This window comes from Janthinobacterium silvisoli, assembly GCF_014200725.1.
Lineage (GTDB): Bacteria > Pseudomonadota > Gammaproteobacteria > Burkholderiales > Burkholderiaceae_D > Janthinobacterium.
This window is the reverse complement of the sequence record NZ_JACHCL010000006.1, coordinates 188,340-213,084: the sequence shown is the minus strand read 5'-3', so window position 1 is coordinate 213,084 and position 24,745 is coordinate 188,340. Positions and strand designations below refer to the sequence as shown.

Annotated in this window: 22 protein-coding genes and 1 tRNA gene; 17 read left to right on the top strand and 6 right to left on the bottom strand. The window is 60.2% G+C overall.

Features of this window, described 5'->3' with window-relative positions; translation table 11 throughout:
- Position 1: 1 nt before the first annotated feature.
- Genes HDE75_RS22625 through mutM form a run of 5 tightly spaced genes read right to left on the bottom strand, consistent with a single transcriptional unit; the run spans position 2 to position 6,324 of the window.
- Complete coding sequence (locus HDE75_RS22625; protein ID WP_183680743.1) at positions 2 to 619, bottom strand: response regulator transcription factor; 618 nt, start codon at positions 617 to 619, stop codon at positions 2 to 4.
- On the bottom strand, positions 609 to 2,375 hold the full coding sequence (locus tag HDE75_RS22620; protein WP_183680741.1) for a sensor histidine kinase: 1,767 nt from the start codon (positions 2,373 to 2,375) through the stop codon (positions 609 to 611). The genes HDE75_RS22625 and HDE75_RS22620 overlap by 11 nt, the downstream gene beginning before the upstream one ends.
- Positions 2,375 to 3,538, bottom strand: coding sequence for an A/G-specific adenine glycosylase (gene mutY, locus HDE75_RS22615; protein WP_183680739.1), 1,164 nt, complete (start codon positions 3,536 to 3,538; stop codon positions 2,375 to 2,377). Before mutY ends, HDE75_RS22620 begins: the two co-directional genes overlap by 1 nt.
- 27 nt (positions 3,539 to 3,565) lie before the next feature.
- On the bottom strand, positions 3,566 to 5,467 hold the full coding sequence (locus tag HDE75_RS22610) for a dynamin family protein (RefSeq protein WP_183680737.1): 1,902 nt from the start codon (positions 5,465 to 5,467) through the stop codon (positions 3,566 to 3,568).
- A 20-nt stretch (positions 5,468 to 5,487) separates the two neighbouring features.
- Positions 5,488 to 6,324, bottom strand: coding sequence for a bifunctional DNA-formamidopyrimidine glycosylase/DNA-(apurinic or apyrimidinic site) lyase (gene mutM / locus HDE75_RS22605; protein WP_183680735.1), 837 nt, complete (start codon positions 6,322 to 6,324; stop codon positions 5,488 to 5,490).
- Between the two features lie 230 nt (positions 6,325 to 6,554).
- Between mutM and HDE75_RS22600 the strand changes: the two genes are divergently transcribed.
- From HDE75_RS22600 to HDE75_RS22550, 11 genes are all read left to right on the top strand, one after another.
- Positions 6,555 to 8,294, top strand: coding sequence for a tetratricopeptide repeat protein (locus tag HDE75_RS22600; RefSeq protein ID WP_260174265.1), 1,740 nt, complete (start codon positions 6,555 to 6,557; stop codon positions 8,292 to 8,294).
- Positions 8,295 to 8,387: 93 nt separating this feature from the next.
- On the top strand, positions 8,388 to 9,026 hold the full coding sequence (locus HDE75_RS22595) for an outer membrane lipoprotein LolB (RefSeq protein ID WP_183680731.1): 639 nt from the start codon (positions 8,388 to 8,390) through the stop codon (positions 9,024 to 9,026).
- Positions 9,023 to 9,919: a 4-(cytidine 5'-diphospho)-2-C-methyl-D-erythritol kinase gene (ispE, locus tag HDE75_RS22590; RefSeq protein WP_183680729.1), complete on the top strand. Its 897-nt coding sequence runs from the start codon at positions 9,023 to 9,025 to the stop codon at positions 9,917 to 9,919. Before HDE75_RS22595 ends, ispE begins: the two co-directional genes overlap by 4 nt.
- A gap of 78 nt (positions 9,920 to 9,997) precedes the next feature.
- Positions 9,998 to 10,074, top strand: a tRNA-Gln gene (locus tag HDE75_RS22585).
- 151 nt (positions 10,075 to 10,225) lie between these two features.
- A complete protein-coding gene (locus tag HDE75_RS22580; RefSeq protein ID WP_183680727.1) occupies positions 10,226 to 11,176 on the top strand; it encodes a ribose-phosphate pyrophosphokinase in 951 nt (316 codons plus the stop codon).
- 164 nt (positions 11,177 to 11,340) lie between these two features.
- Positions 11,341 to 11,946: a 50S ribosomal protein L25/general stress protein Ctc gene (locus tag HDE75_RS22575; protein ID WP_183680724.1), complete on the top strand. Its 606-nt coding sequence runs from the start codon at positions 11,341 to 11,343 to the stop codon at positions 11,944 to 11,946.
- Between the two features lie 125 nt (positions 11,947 to 12,071).
- Positions 12,072 to 12,656: an aminoacyl-tRNA hydrolase gene (pth, locus tag HDE75_RS22570; RefSeq protein ID WP_183680722.1), complete on the top strand. Its 585-nt coding sequence runs from the start codon at positions 12,072 to 12,074 to the stop codon at positions 12,654 to 12,656.
- A 212-nt stretch (positions 12,657 to 12,868) separates the two neighbouring features.
- Entirely contained in the window at positions 12,869 to 13,960 is a 1,092-nt protein-coding gene (ychF, locus tag HDE75_RS22565) for a redox-regulated ATPase YchF (RefSeq protein WP_183680720.1), read from the top strand.
- A gap of 236 nt (positions 13,961 to 14,196) precedes the next feature.
- A complete protein-coding gene (locus HDE75_RS22560) occupies positions 14,197 to 15,291 on the top strand; it encodes a type II asparaginase (protein ID WP_183680718.1) in 1,095 nt (364 codons plus the stop codon).
- Between the two features lie 121 nt (positions 15,292 to 15,412).
- On the top strand, positions 15,413 to 16,264 hold the full coding sequence (locus HDE75_RS22555) for an MOSC domain-containing protein (protein WP_183680716.1): 852 nt from the start codon (positions 15,413 to 15,415) through the stop codon (positions 16,262 to 16,264).
- A 162-nt stretch (positions 16,265 to 16,426) separates the two neighbouring features.
- Positions 16,427 to 17,515 (top strand): GGDEF domain-containing protein, encoded by a 1,089-nt coding sequence (locus HDE75_RS22550; RefSeq protein ID WP_260174272.1) that lies wholly within the window; start codon positions 16,427 to 16,429, stop codon positions 17,513 to 17,515.
- A gap of 5 nt (positions 17,516 to 17,520) precedes the next feature.
- On the opposite strand, the gene HDE75_RS22545 is transcribed toward HDE75_RS22550, so the two are convergent.
- Positions 17,521 to 19,500: a monovalent cation:proton antiporter family protein gene (locus HDE75_RS22545; RefSeq protein WP_183680713.1), complete on the bottom strand. Its 1,980-nt coding sequence runs from the start codon at positions 19,498 to 19,500 to the stop codon at positions 17,521 to 17,523.
- A 109-nt stretch (positions 19,501 to 19,609) separates the two neighbouring features.
- Here HDE75_RS22545 and HDE75_RS22540 point away from each other — a divergent pair, with 109 nt between their 5' ends.
- The 6 genes from HDE75_RS22540 to HDE75_RS22515 are packed head-to-tail and all read left to right on the top strand — an operon-like array spanning position 19,610 to position 24,680.
- On the top strand, positions 19,610 to 20,620 hold the full coding sequence (locus HDE75_RS22540; RefSeq protein ID WP_183680711.1) for a KpsF/GutQ family sugar-phosphate isomerase: 1,011 nt from the start codon (positions 19,610 to 19,612) through the stop codon (positions 20,618 to 20,620).
- Positions 20,620 to 21,153 (top strand): KdsC family phosphatase, encoded by a 534-nt coding sequence (locus HDE75_RS22535; protein ID WP_183680708.1) that lies wholly within the window; start codon positions 20,620 to 20,622, stop codon positions 21,151 to 21,153. Before HDE75_RS22540 ends, HDE75_RS22535 begins: the two co-directional genes overlap by 1 nt.
- A gap of 45 nt (positions 21,154 to 21,198) precedes the next feature.
- The gene (lptC, locus tag HDE75_RS22530) at positions 21,199 to 21,810 is read left to right on the top strand and encodes an LPS export ABC transporter periplasmic protein LptC (protein ID WP_260174263.1); all 612 of its coding nucleotides are present in this window, start codon (positions 21,199 to 21,201) and stop codon (positions 21,808 to 21,810) included.
- Between the two features lie 26 nt (positions 21,811 to 21,836).
- Positions 21,837 to 22,442 carry a lipopolysaccharide transport periplasmic protein LptA gene (gene lptA / locus HDE75_RS22525; RefSeq protein ID WP_183680706.1) on the top strand — a complete coding sequence of 202 codons (606 nt, stop codon included), beginning with the start codon at positions 21,837 to 21,839 and terminating at the stop codon, positions 22,440 to 22,442.
- Entirely contained in the window at positions 22,442 to 23,197 is a 756-nt protein-coding gene (gene lptB / locus HDE75_RS22520; RefSeq protein ID WP_183680704.1) for an LPS export ABC transporter ATP-binding protein, read from the top strand. The genes lptA and lptB overlap by 1 nt, the downstream gene beginning before the upstream one ends.
- Positions 23,198 to 23,201: 4 nt before the next feature.
- Complete coding sequence (locus tag HDE75_RS22515; RefSeq protein ID WP_183680702.1) at positions 23,202 to 24,680, top strand: RNA polymerase factor sigma-54; 1,479 nt, start codon at positions 23,202 to 23,204, stop codon at positions 24,678 to 24,680.
- Positions 24,681 to 24,745: the final 65 nt, after the last annotated feature.

Here is a 24,745-nt window from a genome sequence, read left to right as displayed (position 1 = left end):
CCTATAAGGCGCCGCTGGCCATCAGCAAGCGCGTCACTTCCGCCGCCGAATGCAGGCCCAGTTTTGCCATCGTATTGTGACGGTGTACCTGCACGGTTTTTTCGCTGATGCCCAGTTCACGGGCGATGATCTTCGACGCTTTTCCTTCCGCCATCAACAGCGCCACTTCACGTTCGCGCGCCGTCAAGGCGGCCAATGCCGATGCTGCGGCGCTGGACTGCCTGGCACGCCGGCTGTCCTCTACGCTGCGGGCCACTGCCCGCGTGACGGCGTCCAGCAAGACTTGATCCTTGCACGGCTTTTCCAGGAAGTCGCAAGCGCCTGCCTTCATGGTTTGCACGGCCATGGCCAGGTCGCCGTGGCCACTGAGAAAAATCACAGGCAGGGTGATGGCGTGGCGTCCTAATTCTTGTTGCAGTTCCAGTCCACTCATCAGCGGCATGCGTACGTCGAGCAGAAAACAGCCCGGTACATGACCGTCATAGCTATCCAAAAAATCGCGTGCTGATCCAAATACCTGCACTTTCCAGCCAGCTGAATCGAACAGATAGGCCAGCGAACGGCGCATCGCATCATCGTCGTCGACGATAAAAATCACGGCGTCGGTTTCATTGATCATGGGGTGTCTCCACGTGGGTGGCTTCCGGCAGGCGGAAGCAGACCGTCAAGCCGGGAGTGTCATCGTTCGCGCGCGCCGACAGGGTGCCGCCGAACGATTCGATGATGCTTTTGCTGAGCGACATGCCCAGCCCCAGGCCTTCGGCCTTGGTGGTAAAAAAGGGTTCGAACAGGCGGGCAAAATGTGCCTCGTCCAGGCCGCAGCCAGCGTCGCGCACCGTCACGCTGCAAGCGCCATCGTCGCGCTGCAGCAGCACGCTGACACGGTGATTGGGATTGCCGTTTTCTGTCTGCGCATCGAGCGCGTTCTTGAGCAGGTTGAGCAGTACTTGCTGCACTTGCTGCGGGTCGGCCAGCACCTGCGCCTGGCCGGCGTTCATTTCGGCGACTATCTGTGCATGCGGATGGGCGGCACGGAACAGGGCCACGGCTTGCTCCACGGTGTCCGATAAGGCGAACTTCGTGCTTTGCGCGGGGCGCTTTTGCGCCATCGCCCGTATATGCCGGATGATGGCGCCCGCGCGTTCGCTTTGCGTGGCGATTTCCTGCGCGCCCTCAAACAGCGGCGCTGGTTCGAGCCGGCCCGCGTCGATACGGCGCACCATGCCGCGTGCGAAATTGCCGATGGCCGCCAGCGGCTGGTTCAGCTCATGCGCGATGGCGCTGGCCATCTCGCCCAGGATGGCCAGGCGCGCCGTATGGTCTTGTCTTGCCTGGTGCTGGCGCGCCTGTTCTTGCAGGGTGCGTAATTGCTGCGTGCGCCGGCTGACCAGGTATTCCACGCGCACCGTGTGCACGGCCCAGGCCACCAGCAGGGCCAGAAGCAGCAGCATCCAGCCCCAGTAGCGCTCCAGCGCTGCATCAAACGTCAGCTTGTTCAGATAGGCGTAGGGACCGATGCGCAGTTCGTGGAACAGTTCATCGACGCTCTGGTAATCGCTGGGCACCGTCCAGCTGTAGCCTTGTTCAGTGCGCGGCATGGCAAGCAAGGCTAGCGCCACCTGTTTTGCCAGCGCCGGCGATGTTTGGCGCAAGGTGACGAAGGGCCAGTCCGGATACAAACGCGACGAGGTCGCGCAGCGGAATCCCGCGATGGGACGCGTGGTGATCACGCGCAGTTCGTTCGCCGCTACCTGGCCCTGCGCCATCATCTGTTCGAGCAGGCAGGTGCGCACGATGCCCGCGTCCGCAGTGCCTGAGCGGATCGCTGCGATGATCTGCTGCGAGGGAAAACCGCTGTAACGCAGACTGGCGAAATCGCGGGCAGGATCGATGCCCGCCTCCTTCAATTCACGCGCCGCGATCTGGTAGCCACCAAACGCATCGGACGCCACCGCCATTACGTTTTTACCCTTCAGGTCGGCCAGGTCATGCAGCGGCGCCGACTGGCGCACGACGATGGCCGAACCGATGCCGAACCGTGGCGAGTCTGTCCAGGGCGACTCCAGCGTGGCGATGCGGCTGGCGCCATCGCTGTGCTCAAGCGCCACGTAATGGCCGCTGCTGGTGATGGCGAAATCGATGGCCAGGCCATGCACGGCGCGCGTCAAGCCCGCCTGGTCGTAATCGGCCAGTACGAAGCGCACGCCGGGGATGCTGGCCTGCAGATGGCGCGTGACATACGACCAGTCTTGCCGCACGGCGTCCGCACCCTTGTAGGCCAGCACGCCGATGCGGATCTCGGGCAGGTCGGCCGCACTGGCGAATGACGCCGCCAGCGCAAAGGCAGGCAGGAAGAAAAGCCGCCGCAGCCGCACTAGAACATGCTGCGCTGCGCCGCCTGCGCATCGCCGAACAGCTCGAGCAGCAGTTTCTTGATGGGGGCGGGCAGCGGCGCGTCGGCGATCTTGCTACCGTCATACCAGACGTGGGTCGCTTCCCCGGCCAGCGACAAACGCCGTGCCAGGGTGATCCGACAGGGAATGATATGCAGCTTGTAGTGGGTGAAGACGTGCACGATGGGCAGCAGCGTTGTACGCGATTCGATCTCGCCAAACGGCAGTATGGCGCGCGCCAATTGTTCATCGTCGACGCTGGGTAAGGCGCTGCCATCGCGCAGCACATGGCCATCGAGTTCGGGCAGCGACAGCAGGCCGCCCCAGATGCCGGTCGCGGGGCGCTGTTCCAGCAATACCTGGCCGTTGTCGATCACTACCAGCATCACGGCGTGTTTTTCCGGGCTGGTCTTTTTGGGTTTGCGCACGGGCAGGTCCTTGACCCGGTTCGTGGCGTAGGCTACGCAGCGCGGCTGCAAGGGGCAGCGGCCGCAATCGGGGCTGCTGCGCGTGCACAGGGTGGCGCCGAAATCCATCAAGCCCTGCGTATAAGCTTCGATGCCGGTTTCTGGTAATAGCGCCTCAGCGCGCCGCCACATCGCTTCCTCGACCTTTTTTTCGCCGGGATACGCATCGATGCCGAAGGTGCGCGCAAACACGCGCTTGACGTTGCCATCCATGATGGCCGCCCGCGTGCCGCTGGAAAAAGCGGAAATGGCGGCGGCCGTCGAGCGGCCTATGCCGGGCAGCTCGGCCAGCAGCAGCGGGTCGCTGGGGAACACGCCATCGTATTCGGCCACCACGCGCTGCGCGCACTTGTGCAGGTTGCGCGCCCGCGTGTAGTAGCCAAGGCCGCTCCATTGCGCCATCACGTCTTCGACGGGCGCTGCCGCCAGGTCGCGCAGGGTAGGGAAGCGTTCCAGGAAGCGCGCGTAATAGCCCAGCACCGCCGTCACCTGGGTTTGCTGCAGCATGATTTCGGAGAGCCAGATCAGGTAGGCGTCGCGCGTGTTTTGCCATGGCAGCGCGTGGCGGCCATGCTGTTTTTGCCAGGCGATGACGGTAGCGGAAAAGCTGGGGTCACTATAATTTTCAGACGATGCCATGCCCGGTGCGGGCGATAGCGGATGCAGCAAGCGTTTCATGCAGGTTTCCAGTGTATTCCAATGTGTTTAGTTAGCGATGGCTGCGCGTAAGGCGTCAGCCAGCTGCGCCAGTTGCGCCTTGTCGCGTTCCAGCGCGGCCAGGTTCGCATCGAAGGCGGCGATTTTCTGTTCCAGGCTGCCCGTCGCATCGTGGATGCGCTGGATCGAGGCGAAGCGCAGTTTCAGCTGTTCCTTGTACTCGGCGATTTGCGCTTCGAGCGGCGCCATGATGACCTTCAGCCACGCGCTGGCGTCGTCATTGGCTTGCGTAAAACTGCGGCGCACGCGCGAGGCGATGGTGTCGAAGAATTTTTCCATCAGCACCACGCGGCTGGTGGTGAGCAGGGTCGCCGTGCCGAACTGTTTATGATAAATGGCTTCGATGGTCTCGATCTCTTCGCGGTAGCGCTCCAGCGAAAATGGCATCGGCATAGCCAGCGCCAAACCATGTTCGGCAGCGAATTTGCGGTACATCACGCCCATCATTTCAGTGATCTCGGCGGTCTTGCGTTCCGAGCGGTCCAGGTTTTGGCCGATGCGCTCGAAATACTGGCGCATGGCGTCGCGCAGCCCCGTAAAAAAGCGGCTGCGCTGCATGGCGGCACGTACGGCGTCGATATCGTCACGCACGATTTCCATGCCCAGGCTGGTGTACAGCTCCGTCGACAGCCGCGTAAACACGGAACGCGTCGCCTGCAGCTTGAACAGGCTGCTATCGAATTCCTTTTTTTCGATATCGATGCGGCGCATCATGTGGGCGATCACGCCCTGGTTCTTGCCGCGCAGGCTATGCAGTTCGTGTAATTGCTCGGCGATGCCGCGCGCGCGCGCCGTGGTCTGCGTCTGCTGCGCCGCGACGATGGCGTCCAGGTCGAACACCAGCTGGCGCCCGATGATCTGCTTGCGGGCCGGTATCAATTCGTCGAACAGCGCCGTTTCCAGCGCCTGCAAACGGCTTTTTTCCAGCAGCGCCGCATCGTGGTTGATCTTGCCCACCAGGGCTTTTTGCGCCGAGACGGGAAACACCTGGCCAGGGTCCAGGGTCAGCAGCTGCGCCACGCTGGCTTGCTGGCGTTCGATTGCCTCGGCCACTTGCGCATCGCCGCGCAATTCATCCCACATGCTGTCGATCTTGTTGAGCACCACCAGGCGCCCCGGTCCGGCGCCGATATGGTTGCGCCAGACCTCGATATCGCTGCGCGTCACGCCCGTGTCGGCCGCCAGGATGAACAGCACGGCGTGCGCATTCGGGATCAGGTTCAGGGTCAGTTCCGGTTCCGTGCCGATGGCGTTCAGGCCGGGCGTGTCGAGGATGACCAGGCCCTGTTTCAGCAGCGGATGAGGAAAGTTGATGATGGCGTGGCGCCACATGGAGATTTCCACCAGGCCGTCTTCGCCGACGATGGCTGGCGCGTCGGCATCGTCGGCGTCGAACAGACCGTAACGGGCCGCGTCTTCCACGCTTACGCGGCGGGTCAGGCTGACCTGGCGTATGGCTTCCTGCATGTCGCCGCCCGCCTCGATATTCAGGGGCAGCACCGTCCACGCCGACTCCATGTCGCGGTAATCGCTGGTCGACAGATTGTGCGCGCGCGTCTCGATCGGCAGCAAGCGTATGCACGGCGGCCATGCCGCGTGGTATAGCAGTTCGGTCGGGCACATGGTGGTGCGCCCCGCGCCCGACGGCAGGATACGCTGGCCATAATCGGCAAAAAAAATCGCGTTGATCAGTTCGGATTTGCCGCGCGAGAATTCCGCCACGAAGGCCACGGACAGGCGGTCGTCAGCAAGGCGCGACAGACAGCGTGCCAGGCGCAGCGCAGAAGCGCCATCGACCAGGCCGGCGCCCTGGGCGGCTTGCTGGTAAGCCTGCAGGGCAGCCAGTACATCCTGGCGCCAAGCGCTGTATTGTTCCAAGTCCCTGACCATCTGCATCCTTTGTGAGTGAGCTACTTTTGACAGTTCACACAATAAAACGTCGAGCGCTGCCCCTGCACGATCTGGCGTATCGGCGCGCCGCACACGCGGCATGGCTTGCCCGTGCGGTTGTACGTGAAATACGTTTGCTGGAAATAGCCAGACTGGCCATTGACGCCGATGAAGTCGCGCAAGGTACTGCCGCCCTGAACGATGGCTTCGGCCAGCACGTCGCGGATCGCCTGCGCCAGTTTTTCGTAGCGCGCCAGGCCGATGCGCCTGGCTGGCGTCTTCGGATTGATCCCGGCGCGGAACAGGCTTTCGGAACAATAGATATTGCCCACGCCGACGACGATATCGCCGGCCAGCAGCACCTGCTTGATATTGGTATTGCGGTTGCGCGTTTTTTCGAACAGAAGTTGTCCTGTGAAGCCGCCTTCCAGCGGTTCCACGCCCAGGCCGCGCAGCAGCGCGTGGCCGTCCAGCGGGCCGTCGGCCTGGTCGTGCCACAGCACGGCGCCAAAGCGGCGCGGGTCTGTCATGCGCAGTACCTGTAACGTGCCTTCGGCGTCTTCCACCACCAGGTCGATATGGTCGTGCTTTTGCGCTTCGGTACCGGAAGGCAGCACGCGCAGGTGGCCCGACATGCCCAGGTGAATGATCAGGCTGCCATGCTGGAAGTGGATCAGCAGGTATTTGCCGCGCCGCCCCGTCAAGCCGATGGTCTGGCCCGATAACTGTTCGCCCAGGGCAGGGGGGAAGGGCCAGCGCAGGCCATCGCGGCGCAGCACGACGGAGCGCACGGTGCGCCCTTCGATATGGGGCGCGACACCGCGCCGTGTGACTTCGACTTCTGGCAATTCTGGCATAGGACTCGACAATGAAAACAGCAGGGTTGCGGGCGTATGGCCGGCTGCGGCCCGTGATGGCGATATCGCGTATCGTTAACTCGGTTATTCTCGTATATATTTCGTTACATACGTGAAGTACGCGATCTACGCGTTGGGCGTAGAATCAAACTTTGCCGTTCAGCCAGGATCCGCCTTTGAAAAACGCTTTCGCCATTGTAACCTTGTCCGCCCTGATGGCTACGCATGCCATGGCACAGACACAAACTGCGCCTGCCGATATACCGGCAGGCGCTCCTGTGGCCAAGCCGGCCGGTGCAGCAGACGCCAAACCAGACGCCAAGCCAGACGCTGCTGCGGGCGCAGCGCTGCCGAATGTCAATCTGAGCAGCGACTTGCTGTACAAGCTGACCAAGGCGGAGCTGGAATTCAAGAATGGCCAGTGGCAGGGACCGTATGTGACCATGATGATGGCGGCGCAGCAGACGCGCGATCCGCGCCTGGCGCGCCGTGCTTCCGAAATGGCGCTGGCGGCTAAGCAGGGCAACGAAGCACTGGCGGGTATCCGTTTGTGGCGCGAACTGGCGCCTGATTCCGACGAGGCGACTCAATTCTTCCTTGGTTTTGTGGTGCTGACGGACCGCATCGAAGAAGCCGAACCGATCTTCGCCCAGCGCCTGGCCAGTGCGCCACCTGGCTCGCGCGGCGTAGCGCTGTTCCAGATGCAGCAAATCCTGGCGCGCGCAAATGACAAGCTGTATGCCTATTCCATGGTGGTGCGCCTGACCCAGCCTTACCTGGACATGTTTGAAGCACACCTGGTGCTGGCGCAGGGCGCCTTGTCTATCGGCGAGCGTCCGCGCGCCATCGACGAAGCCAGCAAGGCCCTGCAGATGAAGCCCGCGTCCGACCTGGCGGCGCTGACCCTGGCGCAGGTGAGTGGCGAGCCTGATGCGGCCGGCAAGGTGCTGGCAGCTTTCCTGGACAAGAACCCGGACAGCATCGAAGTGCGCTCCGCCTACGCACGCCTGCTCGTCGAGCAAAAGCAGCTGGCAGCGGGGCGCGATCAATTCCTGCTACTGCTGAAAACCCAGCCTGACAACGCGGCCGCCCTGTATGCGCTGGGCATCATTACATTGCAGCTGGACGACACCAAGGGCGCCGAGCAGTATTTCAAGCGCTTCCTGGCCGTGCTCGATAAAGCGCCTGGCGATACGCGCGACCCATCGAAGGCCCTGATGATACTGTCGCAGATCGCCGAGACGCGTAACGACACGGCTGGCGCCATCGCCTGGCTGGACAAGGTCGATAACCGCGATTCGCCCGGCTACTTCGATGCCCGCTTGCGCCGCGCGCAACTGATTGCCCGCAATGGCGACCTCGATGCGGCCCGCAAGGCGCTGACGGAAATCGAAGTCGACGATCCCGCCAGCCAGGCGCAGGTGCTGCTGGTCGATGCGCAGCTGCTGCGCGATGCCGGTTATGCGCAAAGCGCGTTCACCGTGCTGGGTAATGCCATCGTGCGCTTCCCCGACAATCCGGAACTGCTGTATGACTATGCCTTGCTGGCCGAGCGCCTCGATCATACCGATGTGATGGAAACGAGCTTGCGCCGCGTGATGGCGCTGGCGCCTGATAACCAGCACGCCTATAACGCGCTCGGTTATTCGTTTGCCGAACGCGGCGTGCGCCTGCCCGAAGCGTATGCCCTGATCGAAAAAGCCTTGCAGATGGCGCCCGATGATCCTTTCATCATGGATAGCATGGGCTGGGTGCAGTTCCGCATGGGTAATCTGCCCGCTGCCGAAGAAGCGCTGCGCCGTGCCTACGCCCTGCGCGCCGATCCTGAAATCGCCGTCCACCTGGGCGAAGTGCTGTGGCAAAAAGGCGAAAAGACAGAAGCGCAAAAACTGTGGCGCGATGCGCAAGGCAAGGACCCGAAAAACGAAGCGCTGAAAAGCACGCTGACACGCTTGAATGTCAGTTTGTAGTTTTTGAAACCCAACGGCATACTGCCGGGGTCAGACCCGCCGGGTCTGACCCCAGATTTCGCTCTTGGGTTTTGTCACGTTGATTGGTCCTCTATGCCCAAACACCTCCTCCCCCTGACCATCGTCTGCCTGGCCCTCTCGGCCTGTTCCACCTTGCCATCCCCGTTTTCGTCCAGCGCGCCGCCATCGGCCCAGACGGTGGCGCCGTACCGCGACCAGGTGGAACTGACGGGCCGGCTGAACGTGACGTATCAAAAGAATGACAAGCCCGAATCGGCCACCGTCAATTTCAACTGGCAGCAAACGGCGCAGCGCACGGACGTGACCCTGTACACGCCATTGGGCAGCACCCTGGCCACGATCGCCGTCACGCCGCAGGAAGCGGTACTGACGCAAAGCGACAAGGCGCCGCGCCGTGCACCCGATATCGATACGCTCAGCGCACAGCTGCTGGGCTGGTCCTTGCCCGTGTCGGGCTTGCGCGACTGGCTGCAGGGTTATGCGGACGGCGCCGATGGCCAGCGTTTCGTCGCTTCGCCCGGTAATGACAGTGTGACGACGAAGGATGGCTGGCGCTTGCGTTATGTGTCGTGGCAAGATGTTGGGCAAAATACTACTGGCGCATTGCCCCAACCGCGGCGTATCGATGCCGAACGCACTACCAGCGCCCAGGCCGATGCCGTGTCGCTGCGCATCGTGCTCGATCCCGTTCCATCGTCCCAAGCACAATGACACCCACTTCCCTGCTCACTTCTTTGAATAATTGCCCGGCTCCCGCCAAGCTGAATCTCTTTTTGCACATCAACGGCCGCCGCGATGATGGCTACCATTTGCTGCAAACGGTATTCCAGCTGGTCGATCATGGCGATACCTTGCACTTTGCCCTGCGCGGCGATCAGCTGATCCGCCGCACCACCATCTTGCCTGGCGTGCCCGAAGAGCAGGACTTGATCATCCGCGCCGCCAAGCTGTTGCAGGCCGAAGTGCTGCACCGCACGGGCGCCTTGCCGCGCGGCGTCGATATCGCCATCGACAAGGTCTTGCCCATGGGCGGCGGCCTCGGTGGCGGTTCCTCCGACGCGGCCACGGCCCTGATGGCCTTGAACCGCCTGTGGCAAGCCGGGTTGACGCGCGAAGAATTGATGGCGCTGGGCTTGCCGCTGGGCGCCGATATCCCGTTTTTCATCTTTGGCGAAAACGCTTTTGCCGAAGGCGTGGGGGAAGCCTTGCAGCCCGTCACCACGCCTGATTGCTGGTATGTGGTGATCGAGCCGGGCGTGCAAGTTCCTACTGCTGCAATTTTTTCTGCAGAAGGCTTGACGAGGGATAGCGAACCCGTCACAATAGCGGACTTTTCCAGGCACCTCACAAAAAGTAACAGCGTGAGCGGGTTTGGTAAAAACGATTTACAGCAAGTAGCAAGCAGTCTTTTCAAGCCGGTAGCAGATGCGGTAGAATGGCTGAATGCTTACGGAGAGGCCAGGATGACTGGTTCCGGTGCTTGTGTGTTTAGCGCGTTTTCCAGTAGCGAAGAAGCGGATGCAGTGCTCAGTAATGTGCCTGATATCTGGATAGCCTGGAAAGCAAAAGCGCTGAGCCGCCACCCGATGCTCGCCGTGTTGTAGAGAGTAAAAAAGATTTTGCTTAGCTTCAAAATAGTCGGTATAATACTGGCCAACATGACGGCAAGCAGTCAGTTGCGTAGGGGAATCGCCAAGCTGGTTAAGGCACTGGATTTTGATTCCAGCATGCGAAGGTTCGAATCCTTCTTCCCCTGCCACCCGTTTCACCGTAGTCTGTCGATGCGAAGTTGGCGTCCAGTACGGGAAGCAAAAACATGATCCGCTACGCGGTCCATGCTAAACACAGACTGACCGGGCTACTGCCCGGTTAGTGCTTTCAAGACTACTCTATCACCTCTTGGGACTCCCATGGCTTACGAAAACCTGATGGTTTTTACCGGCAACGCGAATCCAGCGTTAGCAGAGGGGGTCGCAAAAAATCTCGGCATCCCTCTCGGTAAGGCAAACGTTTCGAAATTCTCCGACGGCGAAGTAATGGTCGAGATTAACGAAAACGTGCGCGGCAAGGATGTTTTTGTTTTGCAATCCACCTGTGCTCCAACCAATGACAGCTTGATGGAAATCATGCTGATGGTTGATGCCCTGAAACGCGCTTCCGCTGGCCGCATTACCGCCGCCATTCCTTATTTCGGCTATGCCCGCCAAGACCGCCGTCCACGCTCCGCGCGTGTTGCGATTTCGGCCAAGGTAGTGGCGAACATGCTGGAAGAAGCTGGTGTCGAGCGCGTCCTGATCATGGACTTGCACGCTGACCAGATTCAAGGTTTCTTCGATATTCCAGTCGACAACATTTACGCATCGCCTATCTTGCTGGGCGACTTGCAAAAGAAAAACTATCAGGATCTGCTGGTAGTGTCGCCGGACGTCGGCGGTGTGGTACGTGCGCGCGCCCTGGCAAAACGCCTGGGCTGCGACCTGGCCATCATCGACAAGCGTCGTCCAAAAGCGAACGTGTCGGAAGTCATGAACATTATCGGTGAAGTCGAAGGCCGTAACTGCGTGATCATGGATGACATGGTCGATACCGCAGGCACCCTGACCAAGGCTGCCGAAGTGCTCAAGGAGCGCGGCGCCAAGACCGTGGTGGCGTATTGCACCCACCCAGTGCTGTCGGGCCCGGCGATTGACCGTATTATCGCTTCGCCACTCGATGAGCTGGTCGTGACCGATACGATCCCGCTGTCCGAAGCGGCCCTGGCTTGCGGCAAGATCCGTCAATTGACGTGCGCGCCACTGCTGGCCGAGACGTTCAAACGCATCATCAAGGGTGATTCAGTGATCTCCCTGTTTATCGACTGATACGATAGACCGTAACAAACGTCACCTGCGGCGCGACCGGCTTTTTGCCTGTTGCGCCGCAGTGTTTTAGTTTTCGGGGCGCATCCGCGCCCATTTTCGAAGATTCCTGGTCGCGGGAGTCTTCATAACACAAGACGCAAGTCTTGTTCTTTTTGGAGTTTCACATGAAAGTTATCGCATTTAAACGCGAATTGCAAGGTTCCGGAGCGAGCCGCCGCCTGCGCACTTCCGGCCAAACCCCTGGTATCGTTTACGGCGGCGCTGAAGCCCCAGTGCTGATCTCGCTGGATCACAACGCCCTGTACCACGCGCTGAAAAAAGAAGTTTTCCACTCGTCGATCCTGGATCTGGAAATCGACGGCGTTTCGCAACAAGTTCTGCTGCGCGACTTCCAAGTCCACGCATACAAACAACTGGTTCTGCACGCTGACTTCCAACGCGTTGACGCATCGCAACCTATCCACGTGAAAGTTGCTCTGCACTTCGCAAACGCTGACGTTTCCCCAGCAGTCAAACTGCACGGCGCAACCATCAGCCACGTTGCCAACGAAATCGAAGTAGCTTGCCTGCCAGGCCAGCTGCCAGAATTCATCACCGTTGACCTGTCGAACATCGACGTTGGTCACTCGCTGCACGTCGGCGACCTGGTTCTGCCAGCTGGCGTGACCGCAGTTACCCACGGCAACAACCTGACCATCGCTACCGCATCGGTACCAGCTGGCCACGTTGCTGCTGAAGCCGAAGCTGCTGCTGAAGCCGACAAGAAGTAATATCGCCGCCGCAGCAATGCGGTTGTGGTAAGGAAAAACCCGTCAGGTTCACACCGGACGGGTTTTTTTCTGCCTGTTATCACCGATAATGTTTTCATCGATAAATTTTCATTGCAGACAACATCATGCCCATACGCCTGATCGTCGGTCTCGGTAATCCCGGCCCCGAATACGAACAAACCCGCCATAACGCCGGCTTCTGGCTGGTGGACAATCTTGCCAACAGCTTGCCCGGCACCCGCTTGCAGCGCGATTCGCGCTACAACGCCATGCTGGCCAAGACCTCCATCGGCGGCAACGAAGTCTGGCTGCTTGAACCACTGACTTTCATGAACCGTTCGGGCCAGTCCGTGGGCGCCCTGGCGCGCTTCTTCAAGATTGCCGCCGACGAGGTGCTGGTGGTGCATGATGAACTGGACTTGATGCCCGGCATCGCGCGCCTGAAAAAAGGCGGTTCGGCCGGTGGCCATAATGGTCTGAAAGACATCACGGCCGCGCTGGGCACGCAGGATTACTGGCGCTTGCGCCTGGGCATTGGCCATCCGCGCAGCCTGAGCCTGCAGCAACAAGTGGCCGATTTCGTACTGCACCGTCCGCGCCGCGAAGACCAGGACCTGATCGACCAGGCTATCGAGAAGTCCTTGCAAGTCATGCCGCAGATTGTTGAAGGCAAGTTTGAAGCAGCGACGATGAAGCTGCATACGGCCTGATACCGGTCTGATACCAGCAAGATGCGCCTGCGTTGGCGCTACTTGCCTATCATCAGGCTTTTGTCGCACGCATAGCAAGGGTACAATGGACGCCTGATATGCATCCTATGCACCATCCCCGGAAAACGATGAGCGTACGCCCCGTTTTCCCTAACAGCACGGCAAGCACGCCGATCAACGGCGCCATGTGCTTTGATTATTAAAGGTTTTTCATGAGTCTCCAATGCGGTATCGTCGGCTTGCCGAACGTCGGCAAGTCCACCCTGTTCAATGCACTGACGAAAGCCGGCATCCCGGCTGAAAACTATCCGTTCTGCACCATCGAGCCTAACGTCGGCGTGGTTGAAGTGCCGGATCCACGCATGGATGCGCTCGCTGCCATCGTCAAACCGGAACGCATGGTCAACGCCATCGTTGAATTCGTCGACATCGCCGGCCTGGTAGCTGGCGCGTCGAAAGGCGAGGGCCTGGGCAACCAGTTCCTGTCGCACATCCGCGAAACGGACGCCATCGTCAACGTGGTGCGCTGCTTCGAAGATGACAATGTGATCCACGTGGCTGGCAAGATCAGCCCGCTCGACGATATCGAAGTCATCCAGACCGAACTGGCCCTGGCCGACATGGGCACCGTGGAAAAAGCCATTCACCGCGAAAACAAGAAAGCCCGTTCGGGCGACAAGGACGCTGCCAAGCTGGTTGCCATCATGGAACGCATGATGCCTTACCTGAACGACGCCAAGCCAGTGCGCGCCATGGGCCTGGATGCCGACGAAATGGAACTGATCAAGCCTTTGTGCCTGATCACGGCCAAGCCAGCCATGTTCGTGGCCAACGTATCGGACACGGGTTTCACCAACAACCCGCTGCTGGACCAGCTGACCGAATACGCGAAATCGCAAAACGCCCCTATCGTCGCCATCTGCGCGGCATTGGAAGCGGAAATCGCCGACCTGGACGATGCGGACAAGGAAGCTTTCCTGGCCGACATGGGCATGGAAGAGCCAGGCCTGGACCGCTTGATCCGCGCCGGCTACAAACTGCTGGGCCTGCAAACTTACTTCACCGCAGGCGTGAAGGAAGTGCGCGCCTGGACCGTGCCGGTCGGCGCAACCGCGCCACAAGCAGCCGGCGTGATCCACACCGACTTCGAACGCGGCTTCATCCGCGCCCAAACCATCGCTTATGACGACTACATCGCCTTCAAGGGCGAAGCCGGCGCCAAGGAAGTGGGCAAGATGCGCGCTGAAGGCAAGGAATACATCGTCAAGGATGGCGACGTGCTGAACTTCCTGTTTAACGTCTAAGTCTGATCGCCAGCGATTATCCGCTTCAAGAAAAACCCGCTACGGCGGGTTTTTTATTGCCTGTAAGCTTGCTCCGGGAGTACTTCATACTTGCTCTGCCGCCATGCGCAACTGCAGCCGAGTGTCACAGGCACACGTTTGCACAGTACGGGCAAATTAGGATTTGCCTTGCCATGGATGACATATAATTTGCCCACGACTTTGTTATCTTTGCCATATCAATCAACAGGAGCACCATGTTTTTACGCAAATTCCAATCGTGCGCGCAGCTGATGCTGGCCACTGTGCTGATCAGTTTTGTCGCCACGGCGCCTGCGCGCGCCGAAGCGGTCGCCGCCAAATTGCCCAATGTGGTGATCCTGGCCACGGGCGGCACCATCGCCGGTAGCGGCGCCGACAGCACCACCACGGTGGGTTATACCTCGGCCACGGTGGGAGTCGACCGCTTGATCGCAGCCGTGCCGGAATTGAAGAAGGTTGCCAATGTGAAAGGCGAGCAAGTATTCCAGATCGCCAGCGAAAGCATGGGCAATGAACACTGGCTGGTGTTGGCCAAGCGCATCAATGTACTGCTGGCCTCGCCAGACGTCGATGGCGTGGTCGTGACGCACGGCACCGACACCATCGAAGAAACCGCCTATTTCCTGGACCTGACCGTAAAAAGCAACAAACCGGTAGTGGTGGTGGGCGCCATGCGTCCATCGACGGCCATTTCGGCTGACGGCCCCATCAATCTGTACAACGCCGTGTTGTTGGCTGGCAGCAAGGAAGCCGTGGGCAAGGGCGTGCTGGTAGCTTTGAATGACCAGATCAATGCAGCGCGCGAAGTGACGAAAACGAATACCTCGACCACGGACACTTTCAAGTCGACCGAACTGGGCATGCTGGGCTATATCCAGGGCAGCAAACCGTTTTTCTATCGCCAGTCCACGCGCAAGCATACGGCGGATAGCGAATTCGATATCAGCAAACTTGATTCCCTGCCGCAAGTGGACATCGTGTATGGCTATGCCAATATGAACCGCGTGGCCATCGACGCCTTTATCGCCGCCGGCGCCAAGGGCATTATCCACGCGGGCGTGGGCGATGGCAGCGTGGCTGCACAAATCAAGCCAGCCTTGATCGAAGCGCGTCAAAAAGGCGTGCTGATCGTGCGCGCCAGCCGCGTCGGCCAGGGCATCGTGGCGCGCAATGGCGAAGCCAATGATGATGAGCTCGATAGTGTGGTGTCCGATACCCTGAACCCGCAAAAAGCCCGCATCCTGCTGATGCTGGCTTTGACAAAAACCAACAGTACGCAAGAGATCCAGCGTATTTTCTACACATATTGACGTATTTGTCAGGCCAGCGGCCCCTCTGCCTCATCAGGCAGATTTACGCTGGCCTGCTTTGCTGCCATACTTCGCCCTTGAACAATTCATTGGCAGACGCTGCGGCACTGCCCCGTGTCACATGGCCTTCCTGTCCGACATCACCCTCTATCCGATCAAGTCCTGCGCCGGCATCAGCTTGCGCGAGGCGGTCCTGACGCGTTCAGGCCTGATGAGCGAGCACGTGTATGACCGGGAATGGATGGTGGTCGATACACAGGGCCATTTCCTGACCCAGCGCGAACATCCGCGCATGGCGCTGATCGTGCCGCGCATCAAGGCGACGACCCTGGAACTGCGCGCGCCGGGCATGTTGTGCCTGGAAGTGGAACTGGGCTTGCCCCACCCGCAACTGGCGCCCACCCTGGAAGTGCAAGTGTGGGACGATACGCTACGCGCCTATGATTGCGATGAAGTGACGGCCACCTGGTTTTCAAACGCTATCGGCGTGCCGTGCCGGCTGGTGCGCTTCCACCCGGACGTGGTGCGCGCCACCAGCACCAAGTGGACAGCTGGTGTTGCCGCTTCGACCATGTTTGCCGATGGCTACCCGGTGCTGATCGCGGGCGCCGCTTCACTCGACGACGTCAATGAAAAATTGCGCGCCGCCGGCCGTACGCCGCTGCCGATGGACCGTTTCCGGCCTAACCTGGTGATCGGCGATATCGGCGCCTTCGAGGAAGATTATGCAGACTTCCTGCAATTTGGCGCCACCGTACTGAAACCCGTCAAACCGTGCTCGCGCTGCCCGATACCTTCTGTCGACCAGGCCACGGGTGTGCCGGGCCCCGATCCGCTCGATGTCATGCAGGGTTACCGAGCCAAGCCTGAGCTCGATGGTGCGGTCTGCTTCGGCATGAACGCCATCGTCACCGAGGGCGGCGATGAGCGCATCGTCGTGGGCCAGGAAGTCGGTTTCGAACTGGCATTTTAGTGCCGCGCCTGCACAGAAGGGTTTGAGGTGTTTGAGATGAATCAACCGAGTTCGCCAGTGCCAGGCCAGGCTGCAGATGATGCTGAGCCGCAACAATTGCAGCAATCATTGCAGCAACAGCTGAGCAGCCTCGAAGCCGAAAACCAGACTTTACGCGCACGCATGGCCTTGCTGCTGGAACAGGTCGAGCGCAACCACGACATCATGTGCCGGCACCAGGCGTTTGACCTGGAAATTGTGGGCGCGTCCACCTTTCCCGAACTGATCGGCACGATTTTCCGCACCTTGCCCGAGATTTCCGACCTCGATGGCGTGACCCTGAGCCTGCTCGACGAGGAAGACGATATCTTGCTGGTGATGGAAAAGCTGGGCGTCGATTTCAGCATCTTTCCGCAATTGCTGTTTGTGCATGAACCGGCTGAACTGGGTTTTGCACCGCCAGCGCCCACGCTGGAAGGAGAGCCTGCCTTGCCGCCGCTACCGTTGCTGGGGGCTTTCGATACCGAGCTGCACGGCAAGCGCTTTCCTGGCGCAGGGGTGCCTTTGTGCAGCGTGGCGCTGGTACCCTTGCTGCGCAACAAGCGATTGATCGGCAGCCTGAACCTGGCCAGCAGCGACGTGACGCGTTTTACGCCCGCGCTGGGCACGGATTTCATCAAGCACATGGCCTCGATTATCGCCATCTGCCTGGAAAACGTGATCAGCAATGAAATGCTGAAATACATCGGCTTGACCGATTCGCTGACGGGCGTCTACAACCGCCGCTATATCGACCGGCGCCTGCTGGAAGAGATTGCGCGCGCGCGCCGCCAGAATTATTTTATTTCCTGTATGTATATCGATATTGACCACTTCAAGCTGGTCAATGACACGCATGGCCACCAGGGCGGCGATGAAGTATTGCGCGAGGTAGCGGCGCGTATCCGTCACGAATTGCGGCGTTCCGATGCGCTGGGGCGTTTTGGTGGCGAGGAATTCGTCGTGCTGCTGATCGATGCGGACCTCGATAGCGCCACCTTCGTGGCCGAACGCATCCGCGCCAGCATTGCCGACACCATGTTCGACTTGCCCGGTGGTACGGAAACCTGGGTCAGTGTCTCGATCGGCGTGGCCAGTCTCGATGGGGAAGCGATCTTGCAGCCGATGGAAACGGTTGCCCAGCAACTGGTAGCCAATGCCGACCTGGCCCTGTACCAGGCCAAGGCCAAGGGCCGCAACCAGGTGGTCAGCTGGCAGGCGCCGATTTCATGATGGCCTCAGCGTAGCAACAGGTTTTCCGCCTTCGCCACCGCATCGGCGCTGCCGCGCAGCACCACTACGTCGCCGACGGCCAACTGTGTCTCGGGCGTGATGTCGAGCCGGCCCCGTCCGCGGCGGATGGCTGTCACCGCAGCGCCGCAGGCAGCCACGTCCACTGTGCTGAGCGGCAATCCCACGCACTGCGCGCCATCGTTGACCGTTACCGTATGCAAACGTTCCAAGTCGGCATCGTCGCCTGCGTCGCTGGTGCCATGGAAATAGCCGCGCAGGGAGGCGTAGCGCTCTTCGCGCGCCGCCTGCACGCGGTGCACCACGCGCCGCAACGGCACGCCCATCATGATCAGCGCATGCGAGGCCAGCATCAGACTGCCTTCCATCAATTCCGGCACCACTTCGGCCGCGCCCGCATCGCGTAACTGGTCGAGGTCGCTATCATCATAGCTGCGCACAATCACGGGCACGGTGGGCGCCATGTCATTGAGCAGGTGCAGCAGTTTCAAAGCGGCCGGCGTATTGGCATAGGTAATCACGACTGCACTGGCCCGGTAAATACCGGCCGCCACCAGGCTTTCGCGCCGGCCCGCATCGCCATAGGACACATGGGCGCCGGCCAGCTGCGCTTCCTGCACCCGTTCCGGGTCCAGGTCCAGCGCGTGGTATTCGATGTGTTCTTCCGTCAGCAAGGTCGCCAGGCTTTGCCCGCTGCGCCCAAAGCCGGCGATCAGCACGTGCTGCTGCGCCGCCATCGTGCGCGTGGCGATCTTGGTCAGGGCCAGCGATTGCATCATCCAGTCGTTGGCGGCCAGTTTCATGACGATCGCGTCCGATTTGGCGATAATCAATGGCGCCACCAGCATCGACAGCACCATCGCCGCCAGCACCACTTGCACCACGAACGGGTCCATCAGTTTGATGCCGCCGGCCAGGTTCAGCAGTACAAAACCGAATTCGCCGGCCTGGGCCAGCGCCAGGCCTGTACGCATCGATACACCGGTCGATGAGCCGAACAGCTTGGCCAGGCCCGTGATCAGGGCGAATTTCAATAGCACGGGGACGCACAGTAGCAGCAAGACCAGCGCCCAATTGTCCACCACCACGCGGATATTGAGCAGCATGCCGACGGTAATGAAGAATAGCCCCAGCAGCACGTCGCGGAACGGTTTGATGTCTTCTTCCACCTGGTGCTTGAATTCCGTCTCGGAAATCAACATGCCAGCCACAAAAGCGCCCAGGGCCAGCGACAGGCCGGCCCGCTCGGTGATCCAGGCTGCGCCCAGGGTGATCAATAGCAGGTTGAGCATGAACAGCTCTTGCGAGCGGCGCTTGGCCACGATGGTCAGCCAGCCACGCACCAGTTTCTGGCCGATGAACAGCAGCATGATCAGCACGATCAGCGCCTTGCCGCCTGCCCACAGCAGGGTTTCGGCCAGGGTTTCGGAATCGCGGGTCAGGGCGGGAATCAGGATCAGCAGCGGCACCACGGCCAGATCCTGGAACAGCAGGATGCCGATGATCTTGCGCCCGTGTTCGCTTTCCAGTTCCAGCCGTTCCGTCAGCATTTTCGAGACAATGGCGGTCGACGACATGGCCAGCGCGCCGCCCAGGGCAAACGCCGCTTGCCAGCTCATCTGGATATAGGCCGACAGGGTACGTTCCACGATCCAGCCGAAGATGACGGTGGCGACTATGGTGGTGACCACCTGCGCCATCCCCAGGCCAAACACGATGCGCCGCATGGCGAGAAACTTGGGGAGCGAGAATTCGAGTCCGATGGAAAACATCAGGAAGACGACGCCGAACTCTGCCAAAGTATGGCTGGCCTCGTTTTCGGCCGCCAGGCCCAGCGCGTGGGGGCCGATCACGATGCCGACGGCCAGGTAGCCCAGCATGGGTGGCAAATGCAACATTCTGAAAGCGACCACGCCCAGTACGGCGCTGCCGAGTAGCATCAGGGTCAGTTCTAGCGAGGAAAACATGAGGTTGCCCTGGATGGTCAGTGGAAATCGTTGTTTGTTACGACTGGCAAGTTTTTTGCTTTCCTAATTCGTTTATACTTTGCGCATGAGTGTAACCCATGAAAAAACAATGCTGAAAGCTTTTGATCGAATTGACATGAAAGCCACAACCGAGCGTGCCGTGGCCCTGGCGCGTACGACCTTGCAGATCGAGTCCGACGCCATCGTTGCGCTCGATGCGCGCCTGGCCACGGACGATAGCGTGGGCCGTGCCGTGGCGCTGTTGCTGGAATGCAAAGGCCGCGTGGTCGTTTCCGGTATCGGCAAATCGGGCCATATTGCGCGCAAGATTGCCGCCACCTTGTCCTCGACGGGCACGCCGGCCATGTTCGTGCATCCTGCAGAAGCGGCCCATGGCGACCTGGGCATGGTCACTTCGGAAGACGCGTTTATCGCGATTTCGTATTCGGGCGAATCGGCAGAACTGATGGCCATCATGCCGGTCGTCAAGCGCATGGGTGGCGTACTGATCGCCATGACGGGCAAACCCCATTCCAGCCTGGCGCAATTGGCCGACGTACATCTCGATATTTCGGTTGAGAAAGAAGCTTGCCCGCTGAACCTGGCGCCGACGGCCAGCACTACGGTGACCCTGGCCCTGGGCGATGCGATCGCCGTCGCTTTGCTTGATTTGCGCGGTTTCAAGGAAGAAGATTTTGCCCGTTCGCATCCGGGCGGCGCCCTGGGACGCCGTTTGCTGACCCATGTGCATGACGTGATGCGCAGCGGCGAGCGGGTGCCCAAGGTGGCGGTCGAAGCATCGCTGCTGCAGGCGCTGGAAGAAATGACGAAGAAAGGCATGGGCATGACGGCCATCGTCGATGGCGACAACCGCCCGGTCGGCGTATTTACCGATGGCGATTTGCGCCGCATGTTTGAGCGCGTACAGGATTTTACGCAAGTGGCTATCCGCGACGTGATGCATGCGCAGCCGCGCAGCATCGCGCCGGAACGCCTGGCGGTCGATGCCGTGGCCGTGATGGAGCAGTACCGCATTAACCAGATGCTGGTGGTCGATGCCGGCGGCAAGCTGGTCGGCGCCCTGCATATTCATGACTTGACGCAAGCGAAGGTGATTTGATGGATAGCGTGGCAGACAACCTGGCGCGGGCCGCCAAGGTCAGACTGATGATTTTTGACGTCGATGGCGTGCTCACCGACGGCAGCCTGCATTTCGGCCCGGACGGTGAAATGATGAAAACGTTTAATGTGCACGATGGCCTGGGCATCAAGCTGCTGCAGGAATCGGGCGTGCAGACGGCCATCATCAGCGCGCGCCGCTCGGCGATCACGGCGCGCCGCGCGCAAGACCTGGGTTTTACCCATGTGCATCAGGGCGGCCACGACAAGCTGACGCCATTTCGCGAACTGCTGGCGCTGACGGGCTTGACCGAAGAACAGTGCGGCTATATCGGCGATGATGTCGTCGATGCACCGCTGCTCAAGCGCGTCGGCTTTGCCGTCAGCGTGCCGAACGGTCGCCCGGAAGCGCAGGCGCTGTCGCATCTCGTGACGCAGGCGGGTGGTGGCAAGGGCGCGGTGCGCGAGATTTGCGAATTCCTGCTGCGTGCCCAGGATAATTACGAGCGCGTCATGGCGCCGTTCCTGGAGTAAGGCCATGGCCTGGGCAAGCAGCATCATCATGGAAAGTATCGCACTATGAGCAAGTCGGGAGGCGCCCATCGCTGGCGCATGGCGTGGACCGTGCTGGGGGCGATCGTGTTTGCGCTCGGCAGCTTTTGGCTGCTGGAGCTGGCGAACAAGAGTGCTGAAGAGATCAATGCCAGCAAGCAGGTGAATGATCCAGACTATTTCGTTACCAATTTCAGTGTGGTACGCATGGATTTGCAGGGGAAACCCAGCTATATCGTGTCTGGCACCAAGCTCACGCATTACCCGGCCGATGATTCGTCCGATATCGACCATCCTTTCGTGCGCAAGATCAGTCCTGACCTGCCGCCCTTGAATATGAATGCCGAACTGGCCCATATCGACCAGGGCAATACGCGGCTGCAGTTGTACCGCAATGTGGTGATCGACCGTGTGGCCAGTCCCAAGGCGCAGAACATGACGCTCAAGACGGAGGCCTTGACGGTCTTTCCCGATGAAGAACGCATGGAAACGGCGGTGCCGGTCGATATGCTGCTGGGGACTTCGCATGTGACGGGCGTGGGCATGAAGGCCAATAACGCGACCGGCGTGGTGGACGTGCAGCAGAATCTGCGTATCGTCTACCCGCCAGCGCCGCGCAAGCCTGCGGCAGCAAAATGACAGAATGCAAATAAGGAAATCATAAAATGAAAAAAATCTTGCTGTTGACCTTGTTGTCGACCGTATGTTCGCTAGCTGTAATCGGTGCGGCGCGCGCCGAGAAGGCTGACTCGGAGAAAGAAGCCGTGATTACCGCCGAGCGCGGCCAGGTCGATGATGTCAAGCAGGTGCGTACCCTGACGGGCAATGTGGTGCTGGTGAAGGGCACGCTGACCATGAAAGCAGGCCGCGCCGTGATCACGGAAGACCCGCAGGGCTACCAGTTCATCACTTTCTGGGCTGAAACCGGCAAGCTGGCCACCTTCCGCCAGAAGCGCGATGGCGAAGGCGACCTGTGGGTAGAGGGCGAAGCCGAACGCGTGGAATACAATAACAAGACGGAAGTGGTGAAGCTGTTCTCGAAAGCCAAGCTGACGCGCCTGGAAGGCACCAAGCCGACCGATGTGGCCAATGGCGCCTTCATTTCCTACGACAGCCGCAATGAACTCTTCAACATGGAAAATACGGATAGCGGCAATACCACCCCGGGCGGTGGCAGCGTGCGCATGGTGATCCAGCCGAAGAACAAGGCGCCAGCCGCGTCTGCGCCGGCAGCATCGGCCCCGGCTACGCCTGCGCCAGGAAAGAAATAATGGAAAATATACGTTGCGGCAGCACCCTGATCGTGAAAGGGCTGCAAAAAACCTATGGCAAGCGCCAGGTCGTGCATGATGTTTCACTGCAAGTCGAATGCGGCGAAGTGGTCGGTTTGCTGGGCCCCAACGGCGCTGGCAAGACTACCTCGTTCTACATGATCGTCGGCCTGGTGCCGTCCGATGGCGGCACCATCGATATCAGCGGCGTGGACATTTCCAGCCTGCCGATCCATCGTCGCGCGCAGATGGGCTTGTCTTACCTGCCGCAGGAAGCGTCAGTCTTCCGCAAGCTGACGGTGGAAGACAATATCCGCGCCGTGCTGGAAATCCAGACCGTCGAAGGGCGTCCCCTGAAAAAGGCGGAAATCGAAGAGCGCCTGAATACCTTGCTGGCCGACTTGCAGATTGAGAAACTGCGCGAGAACCAGGCGCTGTCACTGTCGGGTGGCGAACGCCGTCGGGTGGAAATTGCCCGCGCGCTGGCGACCGATCCCCGTTTCGTGCTGCTCGATGAACCGTTTGCCGGCGTCGACCCGATCGCCGTGATCGAGATCCAGCGCATCGTGCGTTTCTTGAAGGAGCGCAATATCGGCGTGCTGATCACCGATCATAATGTGCGCGAAACGCTGGGTATTTGCGACCGCGCCTACATCATCAACCAGGGCTCTGTGCTGGCGTCGGGACGTCCCGATGACATCATCGCCAACGAGTCGGTACGCCGGGTCTATCTGGGCGAACACTTCCGTATGTGAGCGAATGAAACAATCATTGCAGCTGCGCACTTCGCAGCACTTGGCATTGACGCCGCAGTTGCAACAATCGATACGCCTGTTGCAACTGTCCACACTGGAATTGCATCAAGAGCTGGAACAACTGCTGACGGACAACCCGCTGCTCGAGCGCCTCGACGATCCGCTCGACCGTTCGCTGCGCCTGCTGTCCGATGGCGCCTTGAGTTCGACGGCCACGCCGGCCGAAGCGCCGCCCCAGCCACCGAGCCAGGAAACACCGGCAGCGCCTGCCGAGACCGATGGCTACGATGGCGATGCGGGCGAAGGCACGGCTGCGCCGGACAGCGGGGACAACGACTGGAGCGAAGCGAGCCGGGGCAAGGCGCCCGAGGATGACGATGCGCGCCCGCAACTCGAAGCCCATCACTGCACCTTGCGCGAACATCTGATGGAACAGATGCGCGTGACGGTGCTGGAATTGCGCGACCGTGCGCTGGTGGAACTGATCATCGACGCGCTCGACGACAATGGTTACCTGGATGAGCCGCTCGACGATATCCTGGCGCGCCTGCCTGAAGAGCTCGATATCGATGCCGACGAGCTGCGCACGGCGCTGGTGCTGCTGCAGAGTTTCGATCCGCCCGGCGTGGGCGCGCGCAATGCCGCCGAATGTCTGGCCCTGCAAATCCGCCGCCTGCCAAATATTGCTTTGGTAACAAGGCGCATGGCGCTGGCCATCGTGGAAAAACACCTGGCCTGGTTTGCCCAGCGCGACTTCAACAAGCTGAAAAAAGCCCTCAATTGCGATGAGGAAGACTTGCGTGAAGCACAAGCAGTGATTCGCCAGTGCAATCCGCATCCGGGCGCCGTATTTGCTTCCGACGTGTCTGACTATGTGGTGCCGGACGTGGTGGTCAAGCGTGGCCGCAATGGCTGGCAAGTCACCTTGAACAATGACGTCATGCCGCGCCTGCGGGTCAACGCCATGTATGCCAACCTGCTCAAGCAGGGCAAGGGTGAGGGCGCGATGGGCGTGCAGTTGCAGGAAGCCAAATGGCTGATCAAGAATATGCGCCAGCGCTTCGACACGATACTGCGCGTGGCCCAGGCGATAGTGGAACGGCAAAAGAATTTTTTCTCGCATGGCGCCGTCGCCATGCGCCCCCTTGTGCTCCGTGAAATAGCTGATACACTGGGTTTACACGAGAGTACTATCTCGCGGGTAACAACCCAAAAGTACATGCTGACCCCGCATGGCATGTTTGAGTTGAAATATTTCTTTGGTAGCCATGTTGCCACCGAAGCGGGGGGCGAGGCATCGTCAACGGCAATACGGGCGCTGATCGTGCAACTGACAGGAGCAGAAGACACTAAAAATCCTTTATCCGACAGTAAGATTGCGGACATGCTGGGGGAACAAGGCATGGTGATTGCGCGACGTACTGTTGCCAAATACCGGGAAGCGTTGAAAATTCCGCCAGTGAGCCTGCGTAAGTCTTTGTAGTTTTTTCGGTTCCTCTACGGGGCAGATACGATGAACTCCGCACGAACCCGATCATCTTTAGGAGT

Excerpts from the sequence above, each read along its gene's own strand:
- HDE75_RS22625 (WP_183680743.1), bottom strand. The coding sequence starts at position 619 with ATGATCAATGAAACCGACGCCGTGATTTTTATCGTCGACGACGATGAT.
- mutY (WP_183680739.1), bottom strand. The coding sequence starts at position 3,538 with ATGAAACGCTTGCTGCATCCGCTATCGCCCGCACCGGGCATGGCATCG.
- HDE75_RS22610 (WP_183680737.1), bottom strand. The coding sequence starts at position 5,467 with ATGGTCAGGGACTTGGAACAATACAGCGCTTGGCGCCAGGATGTACTG.
- mutM (WP_183680735.1), bottom strand. The coding sequence starts at position 6,324 with ATGCCAGAATTGCCAGAAGTCGAAGTCACACGGCGCGGTGTCGCGCCC.
- HDE75_RS22600 (WP_260174265.1), top strand. The coding sequence starts at position 6,555 with ATGGCACAGACACAAACTGCGCCTGCCGATATACCGGCAGGCGCTCCT.
- HDE75_RS22595 (WP_183680731.1), top strand. The coding sequence starts at position 8,388 with ATGCCCAAACACCTCCTCCCCCTGACCATCGTCTGCCTGGCCCTCTCG.
- ispE (WP_183680729.1), top strand. The coding sequence starts at position 9,023 with ATGACACCCACTTCCCTGCTCACTTCTTTGAATAATTGCCCGGCTCCC.
- HDE75_RS22580 (WP_183680727.1), top strand. The coding sequence starts at position 10,226 with ATGGCTTACGAAAACCTGATGGTTTTTACCGGCAACGCGAATCCAGCG.
- HDE75_RS22575 (WP_183680724.1), top strand. The coding sequence starts at position 11,341 with ATGAAAGTTATCGCATTTAAACGCGAATTGCAAGGTTCCGGAGCGAGC.
- pth (WP_183680722.1), top strand. The coding sequence starts at position 12,072 with ATGCCCATACGCCTGATCGTCGGTCTCGGTAATCCCGGCCCCGAATAC.
- ychF (WP_183680720.1), top strand. The coding sequence starts at position 12,869 with ATGAGTCTCCAATGCGGTATCGTCGGCTTGCCGAACGTCGGCAAGTCC.
- HDE75_RS22560 (WP_183680718.1), top strand. The coding sequence starts at position 14,197 with ATGTTTTTACGCAAATTCCAATCGTGCGCGCAGCTGATGCTGGCCACT.
- HDE75_RS22555 (WP_183680716.1), top strand. The coding sequence starts at position 15,413 with ATGGCCTTCCTGTCCGACATCACCCTCTATCCGATCAAGTCCTGCGCC.
- HDE75_RS22550 (WP_260174272.1), top strand. The coding sequence starts at position 16,427 with ATGGCCTTGCTGCTGGAACAGGTCGAGCGCAACCACGACATCATGTGC.
- HDE75_RS22545 (WP_183680713.1), bottom strand. The coding sequence starts at position 19,500 with ATGTTTTCCTCGCTAGAACTGACCCTGATGCTACTCGGCAGCGCCGTA.
- HDE75_RS22540 (WP_183680711.1), top strand. The coding sequence starts at position 19,610 with ATGCTGAAAGCTTTTGATCGAATTGACATGAAAGCCACAACCGAGCGT.
- HDE75_RS22535 (WP_183680708.1), top strand. The coding sequence starts at position 20,620 with ATGGATAGCGTGGCAGACAACCTGGCGCGGGCCGCCAAGGTCAGACTG.
- lptC (WP_260174263.1), top strand. The coding sequence starts at position 21,199 with ATGAGCAAGTCGGGAGGCGCCCATCGCTGGCGCATGGCGTGGACCGTG.
- lptA (WP_183680706.1), top strand. The coding sequence starts at position 21,837 with ATGAAAAAAATCTTGCTGTTGACCTTGTTGTCGACCGTATGTTCGCTA.
- lptB (WP_183680704.1), top strand. The coding sequence starts at position 22,442 with ATGGAAAATATACGTTGCGGCAGCACCCTGATCGTGAAAGGGCTGCAA.
- HDE75_RS22515 (WP_183680702.1), top strand. The coding sequence starts at position 23,202 with ATGAAACAATCATTGCAGCTGCGCACTTCGCAGCACTTGGCATTGACG.